The following is a 26,652-nucleotide window of genomic DNA, read 5'->3' as shown; positions in this document are numbered from 1 at the left end:
AATTACAGCTCTTGTTTGGTTGGGCGAATGATCATTTCATTCACGTCAACTTGCTGAGGTTGCTCAATTGCAAACGTAATGGCACGGGCAATCGCCGCTGAATCAATGGCATCTGAGTACAAGCTGTCTGCCATCTCTTTCGCATCTTTGTCACTAATGTGGTCAGTCAGTTCTGTTGCTACAGCGCCCGGTGAAATATTAGTCGCGCGAATTTCACCGTTAGATTCCTGACGAATGCCTTCGGAAATGGCTTTTACAGCAAACTTGGTTGCGCAATATACTGTTCCGCCGGCAAAGACTTTCTGACCTGCAACCGATGACAGGTTGATGATATGACCGACATGCTGTTCACGCATAACCGGTAATACAGCAGCTACGCCATACAGAACACCTTTAATGTTCACATCAATCATGGTGTCCCATTCGTCCACTTTCAGCGCATCGAGCGGTGCCAATGGCATGAGTCCGGCGTTATTAATAAGCACATCAATACGACCAAATTCAGCTTTAGTGTCGTCAGCCAGTTTTTGAACTGCCGCTTTGTCTGTTACATCAACCACACGATAAGCTGCCTGACCACCCTCTTTTTTAATTGATTCAGTCAATTCTTTTAAACGATCTTCACGGCGCGCCGCTAGCATCAGTTTTGCGCCTTTTTTAGCAAGCATACGCGCGGTTTCTTCACCTAAGCCGCTGCTTGCCCCCGTAATAATTACAACTTTATCTTGTACTTCTGACATAGCTTTACCTCCGGTTAGTGCTATTGGTCAACTGCCCCTAACTGCCTTAATATCATCTCTTCAAAACGCAGTAGCGGCAGCATAGAACGCTGAACTTTGGCTCGCAGTAACGCTCCCTGCCAACCTGAAAGAATGAAGGCTCCCATCTGTTCGGTGTCAATGCATTGCTGAATTTGCTGTGCGTCCTGCGCAGCTTTTAAACACCGGGCAATACGCTGCTCCCAGTCGGAAAAAATGTCATCTAACCGTTCGCGAAATAAATCACTCTGCGAGGCCATTTCCTGACCCAAGTTGCCTATCAGACAGCCTTTGGAGAAATCACACGACTTTAAGTCTTCTACTGAGCGACGCAAATAGCTGCGCAAACGATCAACCGGCTCCAATTTTTCGTTTGCCAGAGTTTCGTCCATGCGTGCTTCATAATCCTCAGCGTAGGCTTCGATAACCGCCAGGCCAAAATCATTCTTACTTTTGAAGTAATGATAAAAAGAGCCCTTGGGCACCTGCGCCTCGCTCAGAATTTTATTCAAGCCAGTGCTGCCGAACCCATGTATGGATATCAGGTCAGCACCGATTGTTATGATGTTTTGTCGTGTATCATTCTTAGTCATGCGGATTATATTAGACCAGTCGTCTATAAACTTCAAGATCAGTTGAACAATTGCAATTACAGAGCTTCGGCAATGGACTCCGGCCAGACACCACACTGGACTTTAGCAATATGATCACTTTGTAAAATTTGCATCACCACCCGTGACTGCCCTATTCCCCCTCCAATAGTTAAGGGCAACTCGCCCGCTAACAAGGACTGATGCCAGGGTAGCTTGAGCTTTTCCTCCTGTTGGCTAATAGCCAACTGACGCTTTAATGCGTGCTGGTCAACACGTATCCCCATAGAAGAAAGTTCCAGCGCGTCATCTAATGCCGGATGCCAAACAAGAATATCGCCGTTTAAGCCAGTACTGCCCTGCTCGTTAACCGAACTCCAGTCATCGTAGTCCGGCGCTCTTACGTCATGTGCATGGCCATGACTCAACTCCCCGCCAATACCGACTAAAAATACGGCGCCATGTTGTTTAACCACTTTGCGCTCACGTTGTTTTGCAGTAAGGTCTGGATAGGCAGTAATTAAATCCTCTGCATGCACAACCTGTATTTTCTCCGGTAAGGTTCCGGTTCCACCGTGTTGTTCAATATATTGCTGCTCCGTTTGACGCAAAGCAGCGTAAATGCGCTCTACTGTCTTAGTCAGATAAGCCAGCGAACGCTGCTCTTCATTAATGACTTTTTCCCAGTCCCACTGGTCAACGTAAACCGAATGTACCGAGCCTAAAGCTTCTTCGTCGGGCCGCAGGGCTTTCATCTGGGTAACGATGCCCTCGCCTGCACCAAAGCCGTAACGGCCAAGGGTAAAGCGTTTCCACTTAGCCAACGAATGAACGACTTCATAATCTTTGTCGGGCACGGCTTTTACTTTAACTGCAACCGCCTTTTCCCAGCCCGACAAATCGTCTTGAACACCACTGCCCAACTCACTTAGTAGTGGCGACTGTACTTCAATCAACCCAAGCTGAAGCTGTAACTGCTGAGTAAAACAGGCTTTTACGAATTGAATTTTCTGTTGCTGTAACATGTATTGTGACTTCATAAATACTCCGAATCGTTAATAAAAGAATAAAAACACAATTCAATTAATACCTTTCAGGACTATTTATTCAATAACATTCAACAAAAATAGCTTTACTTATTATTTTCCGTTAATTTATACCTAAGTTAATTAACGAAGCTTTAATAAAACATGAAAAAATCACCTGAAAATTATCAAATCGATGATCTGGACCGTTCCATACTTAAAACCCTGATGGACGAGGCACGTATTCCTTATGCTGAGCTGGCTAAACGCTATAAAGTGAGTCCGGCCACTATTCACGTGCGGGTTGAAAAAATGAAACGAGCAGGCATCATTGAAGGCACCCGTTTACAGGTCAATGCCAAGCGCTTAGGCTACGATGTCTGTTGTTTTATTGGCATCACACTGAAAAGTGCGGGCGACTACCCCGCCGCAATCGAAAAGCTGGAAAAGCTCGAAGAAGTCATTGAGGCGTACTACACAACCGGACAATACAATGTCTTCATTAAGATCATGACGCCGTCAATTGACGAGTTGCAGCACACCCTTATCAATCGAATTCAGGCTATTGATGAAATACAATCGACAGAAACGCTCATTTCATTACAACAACCCATTAACAGAGACATACAGCCATGAGTCAGGACGTTAAGCTAACAGAATACAGTCACGGTGCCGGTTGTGGCTGCAAAATATCGCCTCAGGTTTTATCAAGCATTCTGAAAAGCAAGCTGGATATAGCGCCCGACCCTAAATTGCTGGTAGGAAACAACACTCGTGATGATGCCGCCGCCTATGATTTAGGTAATGGTCAGGTGGTATTAAGTACCACCGACTTTTTTATGCCTATCTGTGATGATCCCTTCGATTTCGGTCGAATAGCCGCCACCAATGCCATTAGTGACATTTACGCGATGGGAGGGAAACCACTAATGGCTATCGCTATTTTCGGTTGGCCTATTAACAAGCTACCAGCAGAAATCGCTCAACAAGTTATTGATGGTGGCCGGCAGGCCTGCGCCGATGCAGGCATTATGCTTGCCGGTGGACACAGTATTGATGCACCAGAACCAATTTTTGGACTAGCGGTCACCGGTCAGGTTGAAAAACAAAAACTGAAACAAAACGATACCGCACGGGAAGGTGACGTATTAATGCTGACCAAACCTTTAGGTGTGGGCATTTTAACGACCGCCCAAAAACAGAAGAAACTCCTACCGGAGCATAGTGGCATAGCGATTGAAACCATGTGTCAGCTTAACCGTATCGGCAGTGTTTTCGCTGATATACAAGGTGTCAACGCCATGACCGATGTAACTGGTTTTGGTTTAGCTGGCCATTTAATTGAAATGGCTGAAGGTGCGGATCTTTTCGCTCGAGTTCAGTTCGAAGACATCCCGACACTCCCCCATGTTCATGATTATTTGCTTCAAGGGTGTGTTCCCGGTGGCAGCCTGCGTAATTTCGATAGTTACGGACACCTTATTAGTCAGGTGCCGGCGCATCAGCGCAATTTGCTATGTGACCCACAAACCTCGGGCGGTTTACTTATTAGCGTTGCAAAAGAAGAGATAGAAAACCTGAATGAAATTTGTCGGGAGCAAAATCAGTTCATACAGATAATAGGCGAGCTTTATCATAGTAAGTCACAACCGCATCGCGTGGTTATTGAGTAGATGTCTGAACAACAAGTCACCAAAACACAATTTGATAAACTGTTTCTTAACGATACACCGTTGCTAGATTTAAGAGCGCCTTCAGAGTTTAAAAAAGGCGCCTTTAGCACAGCCGTTAATCAACCATTGATGACCGATGACGAACGAGCCAAAGTTGGCACTTGTTATAAACAGCATGGACAAAATGCGGCAATTGCATTAGGTCATGATTTGGTCAGTGGGGATACTAAGCAGCAAAGAGTTGACGCCTGGAAGGACTTTTTCAAAGACCAGCCAAGTGGCGTTATCTATTGCTTTCGCGGGGGTTTACGCTCACAAATAGTACAACAGTGGTTAACCGAAGAAGGAGTAGACAGGCCCCGAGTTGAAGGCGGCTATAAAGCACTGAGGCAACACTTAATTCAGCGTACCGAAGAGCTGGTAGCTAACTTCCGCTGGATTGTGGTTAGCGGTCGTACCGGCTGCCAGAAAACGGAATTTATCAAGCGCAGCTCTTATTCAATTGATTTAGAGGGACTGGCGCACCATAGAGGTTCCGCATTCGGACGCCACCCTGAGCCACAACCAACACAGATTGACTTCGAAAACCAGTTGGCGGTTGCGCTTATCAAGTTGAAAGCTCAAGGCGCCAAGACGGTTTATATCGAAGATGAAGGCAGTCACATAGGCTCGGTCTCTGTTCCTGAAAATTTACGGCAGGCCACTCAAAAAGCCGAACGCTACCCTATTGAGTCCACTTTAGAACAACGCGTTGAGGTTATTTATCAAGAGTACGTGATTGAAGCAGAGAACCGCTATTGTTCACGTGAACAGTTCGAACACTACCTGCTGGACAGCTTAAGTCGAACCCGCAAGCGTTTAGGAGACCTTCGTTTTCGTCAGTTATTCAGCACACTTCAGCAAGCTCTGAGTCAAGACAGTCGAGAGCTTCATAAGCAGTGGATAAAAGGGTTACTGGTTGACTATTATGACCCGATGTACGACTACCAAATGAAAAAGCGATAAGCATCGCTAAAAATCTGCGACCCGCCGAAAACAGCAGTTAATCTTTTAAGCTTTTGTTATGGTGGTGAGATAATAACACCAAGGGGATTTATCTATGTTAAAGCGAATGTTAAGCGGTATTACCACGGCCGCATTGGTCATCGTTGCCCTGCCCTCTATGGCAGCAACAAAAGACCTTTCGTATTACTTACCACAGGATGTGAGCTACAACCCTGAAATTACCAAGCCCAAAGATGTACTGGGTTATCAAGTTGGTGAATGGCATGCTCGCCCCGAACAAATTGTGAAGTATATGGAAGTTCTGGCCGAAGAGTCAGATCGTATTACTCTGGAAGTAACCGGACGCACACATGAACAGCGTCCACTGTTGTTGCTCACAGTAACCTCTGAAAATAACCACAGTAATATTGATGATGTTCGCAAACGTCACTTGGCAGCAGCCGATCCATCCCGCGATGCTGATCCTGACAATACTCCCGTGGTTATGTACATGGGCTACAGTATTCACGGCGACGAGTCCAGCGGCAGTAATGCAGCCATACTTTTTGCCTATTATCTGGCCGCAGCTCAGGGCGAAGCCATTGATGAACTTCTGAACGACTCGGTTATTTTGCTGGATCCGGCATTTAACCCCGACGGTCTCGCGCGCTTTGCACAGTGGGCAAACCAACACCGCGGACAAAACCTGGTTGCCGATCCTCAGCATCGTGAGCACGTACAGCCTTTCACCCGTGGCCGGGTTAACCACTACTGGTTTGATATGAACCGTGACTGGCTATTACTACAACACCCTGAATCGCGTGCTCGTATCGCCAACTTTCAAAAGTGGAAGCCGAACGTACTGACCGACTACCACGAAATGGGAACCAACAGCACCTATTTCTTTCAGCCGGGCATTCCTTCACGTAAGAACCCGCTGACCCCGGACGAAAACGTGCGCTTAACGGAAGTTCTGGCAGCTGAACACGCTGACTCACTGGATGATATTGGCAGTCTATATTACACCGAAGAATCATTTGATGACTTCTACTACGGTAAAGGCTCCACTTACCCAGACATTCAGGGCGCTGTAGGCGTGCTGTTTGAACAGGCCTCCAGCCGCGGACACCTGCAAGATTCGGTTAATGGCGAAGTCAGCTTCCCGTTCACGATTCGCAACCAATTTGTCGCGTCACTCAGTACGATTTATGGCACCCATAAAAACAAAAGCCGCTTTATTGAGTTTCAGGAAAGCGCCTATGACCAAGGTATGGAAGCAGCTAAAGAAGCCAACTTTGAGGGCTACCTCCTTGGAGATTCAAGCGATCCTTCTCGTGTCGAAGGCTTGCTGGAAATTTTCAAGCAACACGGCATTAGAGCGTATCGAGTCGAAAAAGATATTGAGCAAAACGGTACTCAGTTTAAAGCAGGTAGTAGCTATTATGTGCCATTAGCCCAAGCACAATACGGTTTGATTCAGGGCATCTTCAGCACGCGTAAAAACTTCCCGAATAATACGTTTTACGATGTTTCAGGCTGGACATTGCCACTGGCTTTCAATATACCATTTGAAACCCACCGTGGACGCATTCAAATCGCTGATAATGCCTGGGATGCACCCAAGCGTAAAACTTCAGCATTAACCGATGCCTATGCTTACGCATTTAACTGGAACGATTACCATGCACCGGGCTTGCTACAAGAGCTGTTAGAACAAAACATTCATGTTCGTCAGACAACTAAACCGTTTACTGTACAAGCAGAACAAGGCCGCCAACAATTCGCAGCAGGCTCTATTGTTGTGCCTAAAGCGTATCAACAGCGTGACTGGCACGATGTGCAGCGTCGCCTGGCAACAGCCGCAAAAGAAAAAGGCATTCATGTAACGTCAATTGAAACAGGACTAACCCCGGAAGGCATTGATTTGGGCAGCCGCAACATTCAGCCGGTAGAAGAACCCAGCGTCATGATGCTAACTGGCTCAGGCGTCAACCTTTATGAAGCGGGCGAAACCTGGTACTACCTTGATCGTCATGTTGGCATTCCTCTATCTATGGTCGATACCGAACGCTTAGCACGTGCCGACTTAACGCGTTACAGCCATATCATTATGGTTGACGGGCACTATGGTAACCTTGACAAAAAGTTACGTAAGAAAATTAAGCAATGGGTTAGCCAAGGCGGAATTATCATTGGTCAACGTGGTGGTGCTGAGTGGCTGGCAGAAAATGATCTTCTGCATACTCGCTTTATTGATGATGCCGTCTTTCAGGACGCATTCGCTCAACAGCAGTTAAGTTACGAAGAACGTGACGATTTTTATGCGGAACAACGTATTGCTGGTGCGATATTCTCAATGGATGTGGATACGTCTCATCCACTATTCTTTGGCTTCCCGCGTGAACAAATGCCAGTATTTAAAAACTCGGCTAGCGCTATGGAAGAGCCTGAGTCCCCCTTTGTTTCCGTTGCTCGTTATTCAGAACAACCGGTCATGAGTGGTTATACGGACGAACGGAACCGCGAAATACTAAAAGGCAAAACCAATATTGCCGCACATCGCTTCGGTGACGGCCAGGTTATTGGGTTTGCGGATAACATCAACTTCCGTGCCTATTTCTGGGGCACCGCTAAATTGTTGAGTAATGCAATTTACTTAGCTCCACGGATTCAGGTTTACGCCAAAAAATTGGATGATAAAGCTGCAGCAGACGCCGCTGCCGAAGCTCATTAATTTATAACTTCTCTAGAAACAGAAAAACGCTAAGGCATTTCCGCCTTAGCGTTTTTTTACATTCCTGAATACTGGTTATTACTCCAATCATGGTCTACCTTACTAATTGAAACTTCTCAATTAATTAATGAGGTGCTTATGTTACGTTGGGTTCTTATATTTTTCGTTGTTGCAGTTATCGCAGCCATTTTAGGGTTCGGTGGTATTGCTGGTGCAGCCGCTGAAATCGCTAAAATTATCTTCTTTATCTTTGTTGTTTTATTCGTAGTTTCATTGGTTGTCCGCCTGCTTCAGGGGAACAAGAGGCTCTAAAACCTATAAGCTTCGATAGATATTAGACATTGGTCGTATGCCAACGGTTATTGAATTTACGCTACAATAACCGTTGGCATTTTACGTTATCTGTCTAACACTACAACAATGAGGCTCTTGCCATGAACGCAATCGTAATGATGGTTCTGGGTTTAGGCGCTATGTTTCTCGGTTATGTCTTTTATTCTAAGTTCATTGCCGAAAAAATATTTAAGCTCGATCCAAACTTCAGAACCCCAGCTCATGAACTAGAAGACGGCGTTGATTTCGTCCCTACCAATAAATACGTTCTTTGGGGTCACCATTTTACCTCTGTTGCTGGCGCAGCACCTATCATAGGTCCTGCTATCGCAGTTATCTGGGGTTGGGTACCGGCATTTTTGTGGGTCATATTTGGAACCATATTTTTTGCAGGTGTGCATGACGCCGGTGCAATTTGGGCGAGTAACCGTAATAAAGCGAAATCCATCGGTAATTTAACCGGCGATGTCGTTGGCAAACGGTCACAAACGCTTTTCATGATTGTCATATTCCTTGTGCTGTTAATGGTTAATGCCGTTTTCGCCACAGCTATCTCTGGTTTGCTGATCAAATTCTCGAGCTCTGTTGTGCCAGTATGGGGAGCTATATTTGTTGCACTCATTATCGGTCAAATTATTTTCCGTAAATGGATGGGTCTCGGGGCTATATCAATTATTGGTGTTCTGGCGTTATACGCGCTCATTTGGGCGGGTCCGTCGTTCCCAATCCAGTTACCTGAAACCGTTATGGGTATTAGTGACAACGCGCAGTGGGTTCTTATCCTGTTCGGTTACGCTGCCATCGCGTCCTTACTGCCAGTTTGGGTACTATTGCAGCCTCGCGATTACATCAACGGCTTACAGTTATTCATTGGTCTGATTCTGCTTTACGGGGCAACATTGCTATTAGGGCCAGAGATTTCCGCGCCTGCCTTTAACAGCAACACACCTGAAGGCACACCTTCCATGTTGCCATTGCTGTTCGTAACCATTGCCTGTGGTGCAATCTCTGGTTTCCACGGACTGGTTGCGTCAGGAACAACATCTAAGCAGCTTGATAAGGAAACCGATGCACGCTTTGTTGGCTATTTCGGTGCTATTGGCGAAGGTTCGCTATCCTTAGCCACTATCATTGCCGCTACCGCTGGCTTTGCGACACTGGCTGACTGGGAGGCCGTATATTCCTCCTTCGGACAAGGTGGCGTATCAGCCTTTGTTGAAGGTGGGGCCAATATTATTAGCCAGGGCCTGGGTCTGGACGTCGGTATTTCTGAAACCTTACTGACGGTCATGGCAGTGCTTTTTGCTGGCACAACCATGGATACCGGCCTTCGTTTACAGCGTTATATTTTTCAGGAATGGGGCAACCTGTATAACATTAACTGGATGCAAAAAGCTTTACCGGCAACGCTGTTAGCAGTCGGTAGCTGCCTATTACTGGCGTTTGGTGCTGGTGGCGCTGATGGCAGTGGCGGTTTAGTCATTTGGCCTCTGTTTGGTACCACAAACCAATTATTAGCCGGTTTAACTTTACTGGTTATTACGGTCATGTTGGTGCGCTTGGGCCGCCCAATGTATTACACCTTGTTACCGTTAATCTTCTTGCTGATAATGACGGTATTCGCGCTTATTGTGCAGCTTAAAGGCTTCTACGATAGTGGAGATTGGTTCTTAATGGGTCTCGATTTAGTCGTATTGGTTGCGGCTATCTGGATTGCACTTGAAGCCAGTGCCGGACTAACTAAACTCCGCAAGGAGCAAAAAGCACAGAAGCAATCTTAAACAGGAGTAAGTAGCATGAACATACAGTCAGTGCGCCGTTGGTTCAGTCGGGCAAGCGACTTAGCAAACGAGTTTTACAATGCGCCCTATCGCTCTGCTATTGCCCGGGCAAAGCGCGATGAGGACGATTTGTTCATGCTACTGGTTTTCTCCGAAATGATGGGCGTGCCTAATCCGGCCGCCTATTACACACTGGAACTACAACCATTAATGCTGGAGCGATTCCACCAGTGGCATCAACGTATGGGGATGGAACACTCACCGCTTGATCATTTCCGTTGTTGCTAGTCTTATAACCCGACCAGAAACAGGGTTCATTTCTCATGTTGTTAAGCGATAAAAAAGTTTTGTTGATTGGCGGAAAAGGTGGCGTTGGTAAAACAACCGTCTCATCTGCTCTGGCTGTACTTGCAGCCCGTAAAGGCAAAAAAGTCCTGTTAGTTTCAACTGATCCGGCACACAGTTTGGCTGATGTGTTTGATAAAAAGATTGGTGATCACAAAACCGTCATGCGTGAGAATTTAACCGCATTAGAAATCGATCCTGACCACGAAGTAAAAGAACACATTGCTCGTGTTAGCTCACAAATGAAACGCTTTACTAATCCCGATCTTTTCCCAGAAATTGAGCGGCAAATGCGTTTAACGCAACAATCACCCGGGGCACAAGAGGCAGCTCTTCTGGAAAGGATCTGTCATGTCATAGACGAAGCAGAAAAAGATTATGATTTATTGATTTTTGACACCGCTCCCACGGGCCATACTTTGCGTCTGTTAACCTTGCCCGAAGCAATGGCCGCCTGGACACAGGGAATGTTGCGATCACAAAAACGTTCGCAGGATTTCGACTCGGTACTGGATCACTTGTCGCCCAAATCGGGCAAAGATATCAACAACCCGATGGCAGATCCCAAAGAAAATGCAAGTGACGGTATGACTGATCGTACCAAGGCAATCACCGAGCAACTGTTAAATAGACAAAGGCTGTTTCAGAGAACTCGGCGGTTGTTACAGGATAATAGCTACACATCTATTTTATTCGTACTGACCCCCGAGCGCCTGCCTATACAAGAAACCACTCGAGCGCTGCAATCTTTAACAGCCGAGAATTTACCTGTCGGCGGCGTCGTCATTAACCGAATTTTGCCTGAACAGGCGGATGGAAGCTTTCTTGCTAAACGTCGTATACAGGAAAAGTCTTACTTAGAAGACATAGCAAAGCGTTTCGACGCTTGGCCGAGTTATTCTCTTTACCTGTTGGAAGAAGATGTTCAGGGGTTAGCAGCACTGGAAACCTTTGCTAATAATCTCGAAAAGGCCGGTTTTTCTTCTTAATTGCCACTTTACTGTCATCGCTTTTTCTTATACTACGTATACAGTGTCAGTATTGTTACTTAAGGAGAGAACACTATGCGCGCCGTAGGATACAAACAGTCATTGCCTGTTGAGGACGCTAATTCATTACTGGATATTACCGTTGATGATCCCGTTCCCGGAGCAAGCGATATACTCGTTAAAGTCAAAGCAGTAGCGGTTAACCCAGTCGACACTAAAATTCGGATGCGCATGGCGCCAGAATCAGGCCATAAGATCATTGGCTGGGATGCCGTCGGCGAAATAATTTCAATTGGCGATAAAGTTACGGGTTTCGAACCAGGCGACAGAGTCTGGTACGCTGGTGATATCACTCGACCGGGCTGTAACGCACAGTTCCAAGCTGTAGACTACCGGATAGCCAGTAAAGCGCCCGAGAACCTTGATGACTGCCAGGCCGCTGCCCTGCCCCTGACCAGTATTACCGCATGGGAATTACTGTTCGACCGCCTTCAAATTGATAAACCATCACCGCATAAAAAAAGAACGCTATTGATCATTGGCGGTGCTGGCGGCGTTGGTTCTATCTTAATTCAGCTTGCCGCTCAGTTGACAGATGTGACCGTTATTGCAACAGCGTCACGAGCTGAGTCTCAACAATGGGTAAAAGCGTTAGGTGCCGATCATGTTATCAACCATTACGAGGATTTAGCCGAGCAACTTGAATCGATAGGGACACCTCCGGTAACCGACGTTGCCTGCCTGACTCATAGTGAGCAGTATTTTAATCAATGCATGACGCTTATGGCTCCTCAGGGACGATTTTCCCTGATAGATGACCCAGCAGAAAGTATCGACATTACAAAAATGAAGCAGAAGTGTATTAGTCTGCATTGGGAGTTTATGTTTACGCGGTCGATGTTTACGACGGACGATATGATTAAACAGCAAGAATTACTGACTCATATTGCTCGAATGGTCGAAAAAGGCCAAATCCGTTCGACTCTAGGTAAGAGCTTCGGAGAGATGAACGCAGATAATTTGCGTAAAGCACACAAAGCAATAGAAAGTCATAAAACCATCGGAAAAATTGCCTTAACTGTTGCTGATTAATTTTACAAACATACATGAATGTATGTATAATTCCGGAATTAATATCAATAATAGGTCAGAGGTAATTTAATGAACACGCGTTTAAGGTTTGCTCCCATTTTAGCAGTGAGTCTTCTGTTAACCGGGACACTAACCGCCTGCAGTGACCAGCCACAGCAGCAACAGGGTCAACAGCAAGCGGCTCAAGTTGAAGTGATCACCGTAACCCCTGAGTCAATCAGTTTAAGTACTGACTTGCCTGGCCGTACCGCTGCGTATCGAGTTGCACAGGTTCGCCCACAGGTCAGTGGTGTGTTGCTTGAACGAACTTTTGAGGAAGGTACTTTTGTTGAAAAGGGCCAGCAACTCTATCAGATTGATCCAGCTATCTATGAAGCAGAGTTAGCCAGTGCAAAAGCTGAAGTCGAGAGAGCCAAAGCCGTTCAGCGTAGTTCAGAACTCCGTTACAACCGTTTTCAGGAATTGTTAGATGAAAACGCTGTAAGCCAGGATGAGTTTGATAGCGCAGAAGCAACCTTTTATCAAAATAAAGCGGCCGTCTCTCTGGCTGAAGCTCAATTAAAAAGTGCCCGTATTAACCTCGAATACACCAAAGTTAATGCGCCAATTAGCGGAGTTATTGGCCGTTCAAACTTTACCGAAGGTGCCCTGCTCACGGCGTCACAAGCTGAACCTCTGGTTAGTATTAATCAGTTGGATCCAATCTACGTCGATATTAACCAGTCCAGCAAGCAGTTTATGAAGTTGCAAGCTGATATAAAGTCAGGCCGCATACAAGCTAATGATAAAGGTAACGCACTGGTCCGCTTAAAACTCAATGGTTTAAACTACGATCAGAAAGGCGAATTACTTTTCTCCGAAGTCAGCGTTGATGAGGACACTGGCGCGATTTTATTACGCGCGGAGTTCCCTAACCCCGACAAAACCCTTTATCCGGGCATGTTTGTGCGAGCCGAAGTTAGCGAAGGAACCATTCAGAACGCTATTCAGGTACCGCAAAAAGCCGTGACTCGTGATCCTAGGGGTCGCCCTTACGTGATGCTGGTTACTGATGACAACAAAGTTGAGCAGCGCATGATAACGACTGAACGTGCGATGGGTAGTAACTGGTTAGTAGCTGACGGACTTGAAGAAGGCAACACGATAGTCACTTCGGGCTTACAAAAGATCCGCCCGGGCGATACGGTAACTATCGACGGCTCGTCTACCTCTGAACAGCAGCAGTAAGGAACGTCAGTCATGGCTAAGTTTTTTATTAATCGCCCTATATTTGCCTGGGTTATCGCGCTGCTGACAATGATGGCAGGTGCCATTGCTATGTTGCAGTTGCCGATAGCGCAATACCCGACTATCGCACCACCTGCTGTTGAAATTCAGGTGAGCTATCCTGGCGCTAATGCGGAGACCGTTTCTAATACGGTGACTAAAGTCATTGAGCAGAACATGACAGGTATCGATAACCTGATCTATTTCTCTTCTCAGAGTAACTTTGGCAATGCGAGTATCAGTCTGACTTTCGCATCGGGTACCGATCCAGATATTGCTCAAGTGCAAGTCCAGAATAAGCTCTCTCAGGCTACTCCCCAATTGCCTCAGGAAGTTCAGGCTCAGGGGATAACCGTCAGTAAATCAAGTAGCTCATTCTTGATGGTTGCCGCCCTCGTTGCATCAGACGATCGTTATTCCCAAACCGATTTAAGTGATTATATTGCGTCAAATATTCAGGATCCGATAGCACGAACTACCGGTGTCGGTAACGTTCAGCTATTTGGCTCTCCTTATGCCATGCGAATTTGGGTCGACCCTTCTTCGCTGGTTAATTACGGCATGACCATGGCAGATATAAAAGAAGCCATTGGGGCGCAGAACGCTCAGGTCGCAGCAGGTGAACTAGGTGGCACACCCGCTGTAGATGGGCAACGTTTAAACGCTACGATCATTGCGCAAACTCGCATGTCAGATCCGTCAGAATTTGAAAACATTACACTAAAAGTGATGTCTGACGGCTCTCAGGTTCGCCTTAAAGATGTGGCCGAAGTAGAGAAAGGCGCAGAAAACTACTCCATTCGGGCCAACTATAATGGCAAGCCGGCGACCGGTTTAGCGATTAACCTGCAGACAGGAGCGAATGCTCTGGAGACTGCAGACGCTGTAAAAGCACGTATGGATGAACTTGAACAGTTTTTTCCTGATGGAATGGAACTGGTCACGGCTTATGATACAACCCCGTTTATCAAAATTTCGATTTCTGAGGTGGCTCAGGTTCTGATTGAGGCCATTATTCTGGTCTTCCTGTTAATGTTTGTTTTCTTACAAAACTTGCGCGCAACCTTAATACCGACTCTGGCAATTCCGGTCGTCATTTTGGGTACTATGGGCGTCATGTCTTTAGCTGGATTCTCTATTAATACCCTGACCATGTTTGGTATGGTCTTATCCATTGGCTTGCTGGTTGACGACGCCATTGTTGTTGTAGAAAACGTTGAGCGGTTAATGTCTGAAGAAGGCTTATCGCCCAAACAGGCAACCATTAAATCAATGGGCCAAATAACCGGTGCTCTTGTGGCCATAGGTGTTGTCATGGCAGCGGTATTCGCCCCCATGGCCTTCTTCCCTGGCTCCACTGGCGCTGTCTACCGACAGTTCTCGTTAACCATTATTACCTCAATGGGTCTATCGGTTCTTGTTGCTATCATTTTTTCACCGGCACTTTGCGCTACTCTGCTCAAGCCGGTTAAGCATGACAAAAACAGTGGCTGGGGCCCGCTTGGCTGGTTCAACCGGACGCTTGAAAAATGGACCGTTAAGTACACCAACTCTATTCATTCAATTTTGCGTCGTACCATCCGCTTTGGCGTACTGTATTTAGGTATTATCGGGGTGCTTGCCTACCTCTTTACTCAACTGCCATCCTCTTTCTTACCTGACGAAGACCGTGGCGTGTTTCTAACCCAGATGCAGTTACCGGTTGGCTCGACCATAGAACAATCGGTTAATACCATGGATAAGATTGAGGACTACTACCTCAACCAGGAAGATGCCGTTCAGTCAGTCTTCTCAGTTGTTGGGTTTAGTTTCTCGGGGCGCAGTCAGGCTAACGGTATCGCTTTCGTACGTTTAAAGGACTGGGGCGAGCGTGATGAAAGTCAAAGTGTTGAAGCAGTTATTGGACGGGCTTTTGGTTTCTTTGCGTCGATAAAAGAAGCCATGGTCTTTGCTTTTAACCTGCCACCGATTCCGGAACTTGGCGTTTCCAGCGGTTTTAACCTGTTCTTGCAGGATCGCGGTAACCTGGGTCATGCCGGTTTGCTTGAGGCCCGTAACCAATTGCTGGGCATGGCAGGACAAAGCGATAAACTGGTTCAGGTACGCCCGAACGGACTTGAAGATGCACCACAATTGCGAATTGATATCGATTTTGAAAAAGCTCAGGCTCAAGGCTTGACCATTACCAGTATCAACGACACCTTGAGCACCGCCTGGGGCTCATCCTATGTGAATGACTTTATTGACCGGGGAAGGGTCAAAAAAGTCTACCTTCAGGGCGAATCTGAGTCTCGCATGCTGCCGGAAGATATTAACGACTGGTACGTACGGAATAACCAGGGCGACATGGTGCCGTTCAGTTCCTTCTCAAGTTGGGAATGGACTTATGGTCCGCAACGAGTCGAAAGCTATAACGGCGTTTCTGCAATGGAAATTCAGGGCCAAGCGGCTCCGGGCGTTAGTACCGGTGAAGCAATGCTTGAAATGGAGCGAATGATTGAACAACTGCCGCCCGGAATAGGCTTTGAGTGGACCGGTATTTCGTTACAAGAACGTCAGTCGGGTGATTTTGCGCCAATTCTTTATAGCGTATCCCTGATTGTCGTATTTCTGTTCCTCGCGGCCCTTTACGAGAGCTGGTCGATACCCTTCTCGGTCATGTTGGTTGTGCCCTTAGGGATTTTAGGTGCGGTTATCGCCGTCATGCTACGAGGCATTTCTAACGATGTGTACTTCCAGGTTGGTCTGTTAACCACCGTTGGTGTATCAGCAAGGAATGCGATACTCATCGTCGAGTTTGCAAAAGACTTGCAAGCCCAAGGTAAAGAGCTACTAGAAGCAACTCTGGAAGCCGTACGTTTACGCCTACGCCCTATTCTGATGACATCATTAGCATTTGTGTTCGGCGTCATGCCTCTGGCGCTAAGTGATGGCGCTGGTGCGGCAAGTCGTAATGCCATCGGAACCAGTGTTATTGGAGGTATGATAGGCGGTACTGTGCTGGCAATCTTCTTTGTTCCACTATTCTTTTATGTGGTACGACGAATTTTCCCGCCCAAACAGCCTGAAGAGTGATAGAAACAAAAAAACCGGAGTTCAAAACTCCGGTTTTTTTTGGTAGCCGTTTGTTAAACGGCTTTTTTAAAGACCAACAGCTTTTGTCCTCTGTAACTCAATAAAAAGACCAACCCTTCCGCTAATGGCTTGCCAATAAATGGTGTCAGCCCTATATATCGAAACGCCTCGGTTAACCCATAATTTGCTGCCACCAGAACTACAGCTAAGCATCCATATTTAGTTGCATCCCAGGCAACATGAGAGCCCTGTTTGAACACCCACTGACGATTTAAGGAAAAGTTAAATACCCCGGAAATCACTCTGGCCAAAACAATCGATTCAAGCACCTGGCCTGAGAAAAAGTAGGCCGTAGCAAAAACCGAATAATCAAGCCCGGCAGACAAAATGCCGATACTGGCAAACTTCAAAAACTTTCGATAAATCTTTATCGAGTCGACAATCGGCCGATAATGACTGGTTTCATTGCCTTCCTCATAAACTGTGGTAATTTCCTGAGACTTTATCCGGTAACCATAGCGCCTCGCGGACAGCAGCATCTCTAATTCAAACTCATAACCACAGCTGTTGAAGTCAACGAGCTTTTCTAAAAAGCCCGCAGGAATTCCACGCAGCCCAGTTTGAGTGTCTTTAATATCCTGCCCGGTAACCAATCTGAAAATAACGCGGGTTAATTTGTTGCCAACTTTAGAGCGTAAGGGAATATCTTTTTCATCAAAAGTACGGCTACCCAGCCATAATTTATCGGGATATCCTTTGAGACGAGTACAGACAGCCAGTATGTCTTTAGCCAAATGTTGACCATCGGCGTCGGCCGTCACTGCACCTGAGCAACGGTCTTCTTGTTGTTCGAGGATCCACTCAAATGCGGTACGTAGCGCAGCGCCTTTTCCTTGATTCTGCTCATGCGTTACAACATGAATGCGGTGGCGTTGATTGAGTTGCTGGAAAACAGTCTGGGATCGACTACCATCATCTACAACAACAATGCCCAGATAGTGATTCCATTCAGGGTCTTCATCTGTAATTTTATCAATTAGCTCCAGCAGGTGCTGGTCAGGATCCAGGGCCGGAATAACAATATAAGGTTTTTTCATTCGAGCACTGGACCTTGTTTTCTAAGGTTTTTTGTCCTGATCTTCTTTGACTTCGTATTCTCCATCAATAACCGATCCACTATCTTGCCGAGTATTTTCATAATGTTCTTGTTGTTTTTGTTGTTGTCGTTGCTGCTCTTGATAGTGTTGCTTAGCCTGTTTACGCATACGCCAAACTTGCTTAATCGTATGACGTTGGCGCCACATAACCGGAATCATCAGCAGCACAAGTACTGCCGCAATCACCATTCCGAACGCAAGCCCCAGGCCAATCAGGACCAATAACAAAAAAAGGCCCAGTATCCGACTGAGCCAGTTACCAGAGGAGGAACCTCCGGTACGTGAACCTTGGTTGAAACGGACATAAACTTTATCTCGTTTATGAGTCATAACTGCTCCTAAAAAATGACTACAAAGTTAAGACAACATACGGCACTGACCGTTCCAGCAAGGTTATCTTAACGTTTACTTACGCATATCCTGAGTTGCCTTACGTGCAGCTTCAAACTCATTGCCCGGAGCCCACTGCGGCCAATCACGCGAGTTTGCCAGCTCATTGCCTATTGAGTAGAAAATAGACATGTCCTGCTGAACTCCGCGCAGATCCCAGTTTTCATCAAACTCATCAGCCGGCTTATGATACGCATCGCGATTAAATATAGCACGCTGTTCTTCCGTCCACTCACGCCCTTTCTCAACATGGTCATTACCGCCTTTCGCATACAGCATCGGTACGCCTCGTTTCGCCAGGTTAAAGTGATCCGAGCGATAGAAAGAGCCAACTTCAGGGGTTGGTTCAGGTGCTACATAACGATCTTGGGCCTTTACGTAGCGTTTCAAGTAGTCTTCCATGGAAGAATTACCATAACCCACTACAACCATATCTTTCATTGGACCATAGACGTTCATAACATCCATGTTGATGCCACCAACCGCTTTGCCCAGGGGCAACATAGGATGAGTCGCGTACCAATCTGAGCCCAATAAACCGCTTTCTTCCGCACCAACAGCGGCAAAAACAATTGAACGCTCAGGTTGCGGCCCTTTTGCAAACTGCTCTGCCATGGCCATTAACGCCGCCGTGCCTGATGCATTATCTTGTGCACCATTATAGATAGGGTCATCTTCACGCACCGGATCGGTTCCCAGGTGATCATGGTGAGCCATATAAATAACGTGTTCTTCAGGGTATTTAGAGCCCTCGATATAACCAATCACATTATTGGTATCTAAGTACTCAAACTTATTACTAACGGTTAGCGATGCCTCAATATTCAGAGGTTCCGGCTTAAACTCTCCACTCAGCGCTAGCTCCCGCATTTGCTCTAAATCCTTGCCTACAGTTGCAAATAAAGCATTGGCGCTTTTTTCAGTTACCCAACCTTCGATCGCTGAGCGATCCATGTTCTTATTCTCACGCTTCAAATCAAAGCGTACGGGTGAGCCACCAGCAACAACACCCCAACCATAACCAGCAGGACCCGTTTCGTGCACAACAAAAGCGGCTTCAGCTCCTTGGCGAGCAGCTTCTTCAAATTTATAAGTCCAACGACCGTAATAGGTCATTGCATTACCATTAAACAATTCAGCGTCGCCTGTCGCATAGCCCGGATCATTGACCAACATAACAACCGTCTTACCTTCAACATCCAGTCCTTCGTAGTCGTTCCAGTCATATTCAGGAGCAACTATTCCGTATCCGACAAAAACAACGTCACTGCTTTCAATTTTGACTTCGTCTACCACTCTTGGCGTCCAGGCCATCATCTCAGTACGATACTCCATTGATTCTGGTGCTGAGTCACCACTGAAATTCAAAGAGCTCACTTTGTACGGCATCAACTTGACCAGTGGAACAGGCTGACGATAGCTATCACTTTCTTGATCATAAGGCTTTAAACCCCATTCGCGAAAATGGTTTTCGATAAAGCTGACGGTTTTCTCGCCACCCGCTGATGCCGGTGCACGGCCTTCAAACTCATCAGAGGATAAGGTTTTTAGGTAATCACGGTAATTTGGGTTAAAAGCTGAGTCTTTTATGTCAGCAACGGCTTTATCCGCTTCCTTATTTGATTCATCTACCGGTCCACAGGCAGCTAAAAAACTTAAGCTTAGTGCACCTATCATGACGTACTTCATGGTCTCTCCTCTTATCGATTATTTATTATTTTTGCCGCTTTCTGGCACGCAACTACCACTCTCTGCTTTTCTTAACCGGTCGCCCATACGAACCCCATTTTCCGCGAAGAAACCGGCGTTAACTTCAAGTACACTCCAGTAATTTTCACCCGGAGAATAACTTCGGCAATTGCCTGGATCGTCACTCTTACAGGGGCGCATAGTAAAGGTTTTAACAATGCGTCGATTCTTATCAAGGTAGGCTATGTCCAGCGGAATCAAGGTTTGATACATCCAGAATCCGCTATAGCCCGGACGCTCATTGCCATATCGAAACCACATACCTTCGTAGGTTCCTAGCGATTCGCGCTGCATTAATCCCCGAGCCTGTTGCGCTTGAGAATCCGCCAACTCAACCGTCAACGGTTGTTCAATAGCTCCCAGGCAAACGTGGGTTTTATCGAATTCCTGTGGCTCAGGAACATTCCACTGTTGAGCAACACTATTAAAAGATAGCATGCTCACCAGGGTAAAAATCAATCGATGGTTCATCAGCTTAACCTTGTCATAATCACTTCCCTGATTTTGTCCTATCCAGGAGGAGATCGCAATTCAAACCTCAGCTAGAGCAGGACAACTGTGAAACCTTCTCTGCAGCATTCGGCGGCTTAGTCCACTGACTGTCGCGTAGCGCCTCCGAAAATGGATTAAGTAGTGCGGCAATATAGTCACGCAATAAAGAGTCGTCACCCGCATCTGAAGCCTCTATAACTCGCTGTGCATGATGCGTTCTGACGATCACCCACGGGTTTACCTGCTTCATACACTCCACATCATTGTTTTTGCCCGTCGCTGTTTTGTATTCCTGCCACCAACTCCCACCACTTTGGGACAACAGTCCTATCGGTTCCCCTTTCTCGATAGAGTCGATAAGATCGCGGAACGAGAGCTGATAATCCGCATGGTTTACCTCAAGCAGACTTAACCAACCACCGATTAGTGACATTCTTTGCTCAGCAGGGACTGAGGACATGCCCAGACGTTGTGTCATCAAGTTTAAATACGCTTTTCGGAGTTCCGGCTCGTAGCTGTCGAGTGCTGGCTGCAACGTCTCCGTTTGAGCTAAAGGGCTGATAGCCTGTGCCAATTTTTTTAGGTTCCAAAGACCAACTCCGGGTTGTTGCAGGAAACCATAACGCCCTCCAGCATCGGTATGATTAAAAATCTTTTCTGGCTCATATTCATCTAAAAACGCATAAGGTCCAAAATCAAACGTCTCTCCAGCTAAACTCATGTTGTCAGTATTCATAACGCCATGAATGAAGCCATAGGCTTGCCAACTGGCTATCATTTCAGCGGTGCTTTTAACAACTTGAGAAAACTGATCGGCGATACTGGCATCGGCCAAATTAGGCCAAACCACTTCTACGGTGTCCTGCCAGAGGTTTTGCATGGTGTCTTGCAGGCCTCGATGAAAGCAGTGTTCAAAATGTCCAAAGCGAACATGCGTAGCAGCGGTCCGCGCCAACATCGCCCCGGGCTCTAATCGCTCCCGCTGTATTTTGCCTTCGGTTCTGACTAGCGCCAATGCACGCGTCGTCGGAATGCCAACCGCGTGCAACGCTTCACTTGCCAGCAGTTCTCGAATGGAGGAGCGTAAAACAGCTCGTCCATCAGCTCCGCGGCTATAAGGGGTTGGTCCAGCACCTTTTACATGAACATCCTGTAACTGCCCCTCTACATCAACCTGTGCCAGCAAAAGTCCGCGGCCATCGCCTAAATAAGGATTGAAGTGGCCAAATTGATGCCCCGCATATTTCTGTGCAACCGGTTCTGTTCCTGGCCAGGGAGCTACCCCGCTAATGCGGTCAGCTAAGTCATTCGGGAGCTGTTCACCCGCGGATAGTTCAGCCCATAAATTGTCATTTAACCACACCAGTTTCGCCTTTCCGTCAGGCTTTATTGGTTGATGGGTTATTATTTCCGGGAACTTACGGGCAAAGCGGTTATCAAAAACTATTGGCATACATCCTCCTGCTAGTTAGATTGTTACACAGTCAGCGAGGCTTGCATAACTCATAATAAATCAGCTAAGGTCGCAACGTTTGGCCATTGGCAGCAAAGGAAGCCGCATGCAACTGCATTCTTTACGACGTATCACCGCAATAGGCGGTGGTCACGGACTCGGTCGGGTACTGTCGACTCTGTCGTTTATGAAACATAAGTTAGTCGGTATTGTAGCAACCACAGATAACGGCGGTGCCACTGGCCTATTGCGTGAATCCCAACACTGCATTGCCTGGGGCGATATTCGTAATTGCCTGTCACAACTTGTCGAACAGCCTCTGGCGGCCGAAGTGCTCAATTATCGATTTGATTGCACGTCGTCACTACACGGTCATAACTTCGGTAACCTATTACTTTATACACTAGACCAGCTCAGCGCCCGACCATTAGATGGTATTCAGCTTCTCAGTCGCTTATTAAATATCGACAACCGCATACTTCCCATGTCGGAATGCCCAACCGACCTGATCGCCACAACTAATGATGGTATCCAGTGTCACGGCGAAATACGCATTGATAAACTGCCAGTTATGCCGCGTAAACTGTCGCTCTCAGGAACGGTAAAAGCCACGCCTGAAGCTATACGTCACATTCATAACAGTCAGCTCATCCTACTCGGGCCGGGCAGCTTTATGACCTCAGTTATGCCGCCTTTGCTGGTTAACGGCATTCGCGACGCCTTACTGACAACTCAGGCAAAAGTCGTTTTTATTGATAACCTGGTAGACGAAAATGGACCTGCCGGCGACTTGAGTCTGGCGGAAAAAGTCGCGTTTATAGAAAAGCAATTAGGAAAACAGATTGTCGATTTAGTTTTGAGTAATAAGCAGGAGAAAGACCTGAAACTACCTGTTATTGGCGGTCTGGAGAGCGATGAAGATGTCTACTACCGCCATAACACAAGCAACTTATTAGCTAAACTGGAAGCCGCCACGAAACAACTCTTAGTTGAGAGTGCTTAACCACCGTCAGCCGAAATACGTGAAGCAACTGCGCTGTGCTGATCCCGGTATTTTGCGTCTTCACGCTTATTATAAGGTCGAGCACAAGGACTACTGAGTTTCTCAAAACTGATTGCACCAATCTTCATACCGGCTCTAAGCGCTAGCGGTAATTTCCCACTGTTATAAAACTCCAGTACGATTTGACCTGACCAGCCAGGGTCAATTCTATGGGCTGTCACATGCACCATTAAGCCTAAACGAGCTAAAGACGAGCGACCATCTAACCAACCGACCATATCAGCGGGTAAGGTAATAGACTCGTGCGTTACCGCTAAAGCAAATTCGCCCGGGTGAATAAAAAAAGCCTGATCGTCTTTCAGCACTATTTCATCACTCATCACTTCCTGAATTGCCGCTTCAATAGCTTCACGTGAGCCGCTAATATCAATAAAAGGTGCGGCATGATCCTGCAGCACACGAAAATCGTTGCCTAAATGAATATCTAGTGTAACGCCTGAGATATTATTGGCTTGGGGTGCAGGTTCGACACCTATGATTCCATCTTTCAAATGTTGTTCTATTTCAGTGTCGTTTAGGCGCATCGTTCATCAATCTCCGTGTTGTCATTTAAGACCTTAAGGCCAGTACTATAACGAATTTTCTTGTTGATAATAGAGGTTTGCAGCAACTTGTTGCGCTGAATTTAAAATTAGCTGACTTAAAGGGTGCCGCGGCTGCGCCAATAGCAGTGGTGTATCACCATCAAGACTTTCCCGTAAGTCACTGTTTAAAGGCCATTGACCCAATAACGGCAAGTTGTGTTCTGTTGCCATGTCCGCTCCCCCATTTTTGCCAAAAACCGGATCTTCATGCCCGCACGAAGGGCATTGGTAAAAACTCATGTTTTCCAGTATGCCTATGAGCGGAATATTCAGCTTTTCAAACATGGCCACGCCTTTTTCTGCGTCTTTCAACGCTACCGTTTGCGGTGTTGTCACCACAACCGCACCGGTCACCGGCAGCTTCTGTGCCATAGTCAGTTGAATATCCCCGGTGCCAGGCGGCATATCGACAATAAGGTAGTCCAGAGCGGGCCAGGCTGTGTCTTTATATAATTGTTGCAAAGCACCACTTGCCATCGGACCGCGCCAGATAGTCGCATCATTGTCGTCGACCAGATACCCCAACGAATGCACATACAGGCCGTGACGCTCTAACGGCAGCATTTTATTGTTTTTGGTCAGTTCCATCTCTGCGCCGCCACCGCCAAGCATCGTTGGAATTGATGGCCCGTAAATATCGGCATCGAGTAACCCGACCTTAGCACCTAGCTGTGACAAGGCTAATGCCAGGTTCACACTCACAGACGATTTCCCCACTCCGCCTTTACCCGATGAAACAACAATCACATTACCGGTAGTTAAAGGCAATTCTGGCTGTGAGTTCTTCAGCTTTTTAACCTGACAATTAAGCTGCCAGTCAAACAGCCCTAATTCAGCATCGTTACGAATAGCTTCCAACAAACTTTCACCTGCAACAAAAGGCAAGTTTAATACCCGCTGCTTACCAGAACCTGTTACCCAGTCATTGGGAATACCATTAGGTAATAAGGGGTGAGTAAAATCTGTCATCATCAACCTCTGGGATCTGTGTATCAGCCAAGAGCTATGCTAACATGAGCGGCATAAAATTTTGGGGTTTAGATTCGATTAATCAACGAAACGGAAGCAGATTTTCGCATGAGCCAATCCGCACGTAAAATACTGGTTACTAACGCACTGCCGTACGCTAACGGACCTATCCATATCGGTCATATGCTAGGTTATATTCAAGCCGATATCTGGGTACGCTTTCAAAAGCTACGCGGTAACGAATGTCATTTCGTCTGTGCCGACGATGCCCACGGTACGCCCATTATGCTGAAAGCTCAGCAGCTTGGGATAACGCCAGAGCAAATGATTGGCGATATGCAACGCTCACACGAGTCAGACTTTAGCGACTTTTTAGTCGGTTTTGACCACTATTACAGTACCCACAGCGATGAAAACAAAGAGCTGGCCGAAACTATCTACACACGCCTTGATAAAGCCGGTCACATTAAGACCGAAGTTATTGAACAGTTGTATGATCCGCAAAAAGAGATGTTTCTCCCCGATCGTTTTGTTAAAGGTGAATGTCCGGATTGCGGCGCAGAAGACCAGTACGGTGACAACTGTGACGTTTGTGGCGCAACATACGCCCCAACCGACCTGAAAAACCCGAAGTCGGTGGTTTCTGGTGCGGAACCCGAACTGCGTGAATCGGAACACTACTTCTTTGACCTGCCGGCATTTGGTGACATGCTAAAAAGCTGGACACGTTCTGGTTCATTACAAAATGAAATGGCGAACAAGCTCAACGAGTGGTTCGAGCAAGGGCTGCAACGCTGGGATATTTCTCGCGACTCCCCCTACTTTGGCTTCAAAATCCCCGGCACAGAAAATAAATACTTCTACGTCTGGCTGGATGCACCCATAGGCTACATGAGCAGTTTTAAAAACTACTGCACAACCACGGGCAAAGCCGACTGGGATACTTATTGGCAGGCCGACAGCGAAGCTGAGCTTTATCATTTCATTGGTAAGGATATCATCTACTTCCACAGCTTATTCTGGCCTGCCATGTTAAAAGGCGCAGACTTCCGTCAGCCAACCAATGTCTGGGCACACGGGTTCATTACCGTTAACGGCACCAAGATGTCTAAGTCTAAGGGCACTTTTATCAAGGCCCGTACTTACCTCGAGCATCTTGATCCGGAATATCTGCGTTATTACTTTGCAGCAAAATTAACCAGCCGCATCGATGATCTGGACCTGAACCTGACTGACTTTGCGCAGCGGGTAAACTCTGATCTTGTCGGCAAGGTGATTAACATTGCCAGCCGCTGTGCTGGTTTTATTCAGAAAAAATTCGACGGGAAACTTTCTGCGAACATAGCTGACTCCGCGCTACTGGAGGACTTTCAGTTGGCCGGTGACAATATTGCCGAGCTTTACGAAAAGCGTGAGTTCTCTCGTGCTATGCGTGACATTATGGCTCTGGCCGATCGCGCGAATCAGTATATTGCAGATAAAGAACCCTGGCAGTTAATTAAGCAGGAAGGCTCCGAACAGGAAGTGCACGAGATTTGCTCTCTGGGTATCAATCTGTTCCGGACTTTAATGGTTTATTTAGCTCCGGTCGTCCCTAAACTGACGGAAGAAGTGCAGCACTTCTTGAACGATACTTTTACCTGGGAAAGCCACAAAACGGCTTTAACAGACCACCCTATAAATAAATTCAAAGCGCTGATGCAGCGCGTTGAAATGGATGATGTAAACGCCATGATTGACGCTTCAAAAGAAGAACAAGCTTCACAAGCTCCTGCGGTTGAAGCTAATGACGAATTGAAAAAAGAGCCTATTGCGGACGAAATCAGCTTCGATGATTTTGCTAAAGTCGATTTACGCGTAGCCCTCATTGCAAACGCTGAGCATGTTGAAGGCGCTGATAAACTGCTAAAACTGACGTTGGATCTGGGTGGTGAAACCCGTCAGGTTTTCGCTGGTATTAAATCAGCTTACGACCCAGAAGCTCTGAAAGGCCAACTGACTGTTATGGTCGCCAATCTGGCTCCCCGTAAAATGCGCTTTGGTTTATCGGAAGGTATGGTACTTGCGGCAGGCCCGGGTAAAGATGAAATCTATATTCTAAACCCACATGACGGTGCTAAGCCTGGCATGAGAATCATGTAACCAGCTGG

23 protein-coding genes are annotated in these 26,652 nt (G+C 46.7%); 13 read left to right on the top strand and 10 right to left on the bottom strand.

Features of this window, described 5'->3' with window-relative positions; genetic code table 11:
* Positions 1-2: 2 nt before the first annotated feature.
* From CWI78_RS00265 to asnA, 3 genes are read right to left on the bottom strand one after another with little or no spacing between them, the layout of a single operon-like run.
* Positions 3-740 (bottom strand): SDR family oxidoreductase, encoded by a 738-nt coding sequence (locus CWI78_RS00265; protein WP_126779129.1) that lies wholly within the window; start codon positions 738-740, stop codon positions 3-5.
* A 20-nt stretch (positions 741-760) separates the two neighbouring features.
* Positions 761-1,351 (bottom strand): TetR/AcrR family transcriptional regulator, encoded by a 591-nt coding sequence (locus CWI78_RS00260; protein ID WP_126779128.1) that lies wholly within the window; start codon positions 1,349-1,351, stop codon positions 761-763.
* Positions 1,352-1,407: 56 nt separating this feature from the next.
* Positions 1,408-2,388 carry an aspartate--ammonia ligase gene (gene asnA, locus CWI78_RS00255; protein ID WP_126779126.1) on the bottom strand — a complete coding sequence of 327 codons (981 nt, stop codon included), beginning with the start codon at positions 2,386-2,388 and terminating at the stop codon, positions 1,408-1,410.
* Positions 2,389-2,538: 150 nt separating this feature from the next.
* On the opposite strand from asnA, the gene asnC reads away from it, so the two are divergent.
* From asnC to CWI78_RS00200, 11 genes are all read left to right on the top strand, one after another.
* The gene (asnC, locus tag CWI78_RS00250; RefSeq protein WP_126779124.1) at positions 2,539-3,009 is read left to right on the top strand and encodes a transcriptional regulator AsnC; all 471 of its coding nucleotides are present in this window, start codon (positions 2,539-2,541) and stop codon (positions 3,007-3,009) included.
* Positions 3,006-4,046, top strand: a complete 1,041-nt coding sequence (gene selD, locus CWI78_RS00245; protein ID WP_126779122.1) for a selenide, water dikinase SelD — start codon at positions 3,006-3,008, stop codon at positions 4,044-4,046. The genes asnC and selD overlap by 4 nt, the downstream gene beginning before the upstream one ends.
* On the top strand, positions 4,047-5,051 hold the full coding sequence (gene mnmH / locus CWI78_RS00240) for a tRNA 2-selenouridine(34) synthase MnmH (protein WP_126779120.1): 1,005 nt from the start codon (positions 4,047-4,049) through the stop codon (positions 5,049-5,051).
* Between the two features lie 94 nt (positions 5,052-5,145).
* Positions 5,146-7,764 carry a M14 metallopeptidase family protein gene (locus tag CWI78_RS00235; protein ID WP_126779118.1) on the top strand — a complete coding sequence of 873 codons (2,619 nt, stop codon included), beginning with the start codon at positions 5,146-5,148 and terminating at the stop codon, positions 7,762-7,764.
* A 138-nt stretch (positions 7,765-7,902) separates the two neighbouring features.
* Positions 7,903-8,076, top strand: a complete 174-nt coding sequence (locus tag CWI78_RS00230) for a DUF1328 family protein (RefSeq protein WP_126779116.1) — start codon at positions 7,903-7,905, stop codon at positions 8,074-8,076.
* Between the two features lie 122 nt (positions 8,077-8,198).
* Positions 8,199-9,878, top strand: a complete 1,680-nt coding sequence (locus CWI78_RS00225; RefSeq protein WP_126779115.1) for a carbon starvation CstA family protein — start codon at positions 8,199-8,201, stop codon at positions 9,876-9,878.
* 15 nt (positions 9,879-9,893) lie between these two features.
* The gene (locus tag CWI78_RS00220; protein ID WP_126779113.1) at positions 9,894-10,166 is read left to right on the top strand and encodes a cory-CC-star protein; all 273 of its coding nucleotides are present in this window, start codon (positions 9,894-9,896) and stop codon (positions 10,164-10,166) included.
* A 35-nt stretch (positions 10,167-10,201) separates the two neighbouring features.
* Positions 10,202-11,212 (top strand): ArsA family ATPase, encoded by a 1,011-nt coding sequence (locus tag CWI78_RS00215; protein ID WP_126779111.1) that lies wholly within the window; start codon positions 10,202-10,204, stop codon positions 11,210-11,212.
* Positions 11,213-11,287: 75 nt separating this feature from the next.
* Positions 11,288-12,304: a zinc-binding alcohol dehydrogenase family protein gene (locus tag CWI78_RS00210; protein ID WP_126779109.1), complete on the top strand. Its 1,017-nt coding sequence runs from the start codon at positions 11,288-11,290 to the stop codon at positions 12,302-12,304.
* 69 nt (positions 12,305-12,373) lie between these two features.
* Positions 12,374-13,531, top strand: a complete 1,158-nt coding sequence (locus CWI78_RS00205) for an efflux RND transporter periplasmic adaptor subunit (protein WP_126779107.1) — start codon at positions 12,374-12,376, stop codon at positions 13,529-13,531.
* Between the two features lie 12 nt (positions 13,532-13,543).
* On the top strand, positions 13,544-16,645 hold the full coding sequence (locus tag CWI78_RS00200; RefSeq protein ID WP_126779105.1) for an efflux RND transporter permease subunit: 3,102 nt from the start codon (positions 13,544-13,546) through the stop codon (positions 16,643-16,645).
* Positions 16,646-16,698: 53 nt separating this feature from the next.
* Here the strand turns inward: CWI78_RS00200 and CWI78_RS00195 are convergent, their stop codons facing one another.
* From CWI78_RS00195 to CWI78_RS00175, 5 genes are all read right to left on the bottom strand, one after another.
* A complete protein-coding gene (locus CWI78_RS00195; protein ID WP_126779103.1) occupies positions 16,699-17,742 on the bottom strand; it encodes a bifunctional glycosyltransferase family 2/GtrA family protein in 1,044 nt (347 codons plus the stop codon).
* 21 nt (positions 17,743-17,763) lie between these two features.
* On the bottom strand, positions 17,764-18,132 hold the full coding sequence (locus CWI78_RS00190; protein ID WP_126779101.1) for a hypothetical protein: 369 nt from the start codon (positions 18,130-18,132) through the stop codon (positions 17,764-17,766).
* Positions 18,133-18,207: 75 nt separating this feature from the next.
* A complete protein-coding gene (locus CWI78_RS00185) occupies positions 18,208-19,881 on the bottom strand; it encodes a M28 family metallopeptidase (protein ID WP_126779099.1) in 1,674 nt (557 codons plus the stop codon).
* An 18-nt stretch (positions 19,882-19,899) separates the two neighbouring features.
* A complete protein-coding gene (locus CWI78_RS00180; RefSeq protein WP_126779097.1) occupies positions 19,900-20,412 on the bottom strand; it encodes a DUF192 domain-containing protein in 513 nt (170 codons plus the stop codon).
* Between the two features lie 67 nt (positions 20,413-20,479).
* Positions 20,480-21,886 carry a protein adenylyltransferase SelO gene (locus CWI78_RS00175; RefSeq protein ID WP_126779095.1) on the bottom strand — a complete coding sequence of 469 codons (1,407 nt, stop codon included), beginning with the start codon at positions 21,884-21,886 and terminating at the stop codon, positions 20,480-20,482.
* Positions 21,887-21,992: 106 nt separating this feature from the next.
* On the opposite strand from CWI78_RS00175, the gene CWI78_RS00170 reads away from it, so the two are divergent.
* Positions 21,993-22,889 carry a gluconeogenesis factor YvcK family protein gene (locus CWI78_RS00170; protein WP_126779093.1) on the top strand — a complete coding sequence of 299 codons (897 nt, stop codon included), beginning with the start codon at positions 21,993-21,995 and terminating at the stop codon, positions 22,887-22,889.
* On the opposite strand, the gene dcd is transcribed toward CWI78_RS00170, so the two are convergent.
* Together dcd and apbC are read right to left on the bottom strand one after the other, a co-directional pair.
* Positions 22,886-23,473, bottom strand: a complete 588-nt coding sequence (gene dcd, locus CWI78_RS00165; protein ID WP_126779091.1) for a dCTP deaminase — start codon at positions 23,471-23,473, stop codon at positions 22,886-22,888. The two genes, CWI78_RS00170 and dcd, sit on opposite strands and share 4 nt — an antisense overlap.
* Before the next feature lie 45 nt (positions 23,474-23,518).
* Positions 23,519-24,502: an iron-sulfur cluster carrier protein ApbC gene (apbC, locus tag CWI78_RS00160; RefSeq protein WP_126779089.1), complete on the bottom strand. Its 984-nt coding sequence runs from the start codon at positions 24,500-24,502 to the stop codon at positions 23,519-23,521.
* A 108-nt stretch (positions 24,503-24,610) separates the two neighbouring features.
* On the opposite strand from apbC, the gene metG reads away from it, so the two are divergent.
* The gene (gene metG, locus CWI78_RS00155) at positions 24,611-26,644 is read left to right on the top strand and encodes a methionine--tRNA ligase (protein ID WP_126779087.1); all 2,034 of its coding nucleotides are present in this window, start codon (positions 24,611-24,613) and stop codon (positions 26,642-26,644) included.
* Positions 26,645-26,652: the final 8 nt, after the last annotated feature.

Source organism: Idiomarina ramblicola, assembly GCF_003987255.1.
In the GTDB taxonomy this organism is placed as follows: Bacteria; Pseudomonadota; Gammaproteobacteria; order Enterobacterales; family Alteromonadaceae; genus Idiomarina; species Idiomarina ramblicola.
This window is presented reverse-complemented; position numbering and strand designations above follow the sequence as displayed.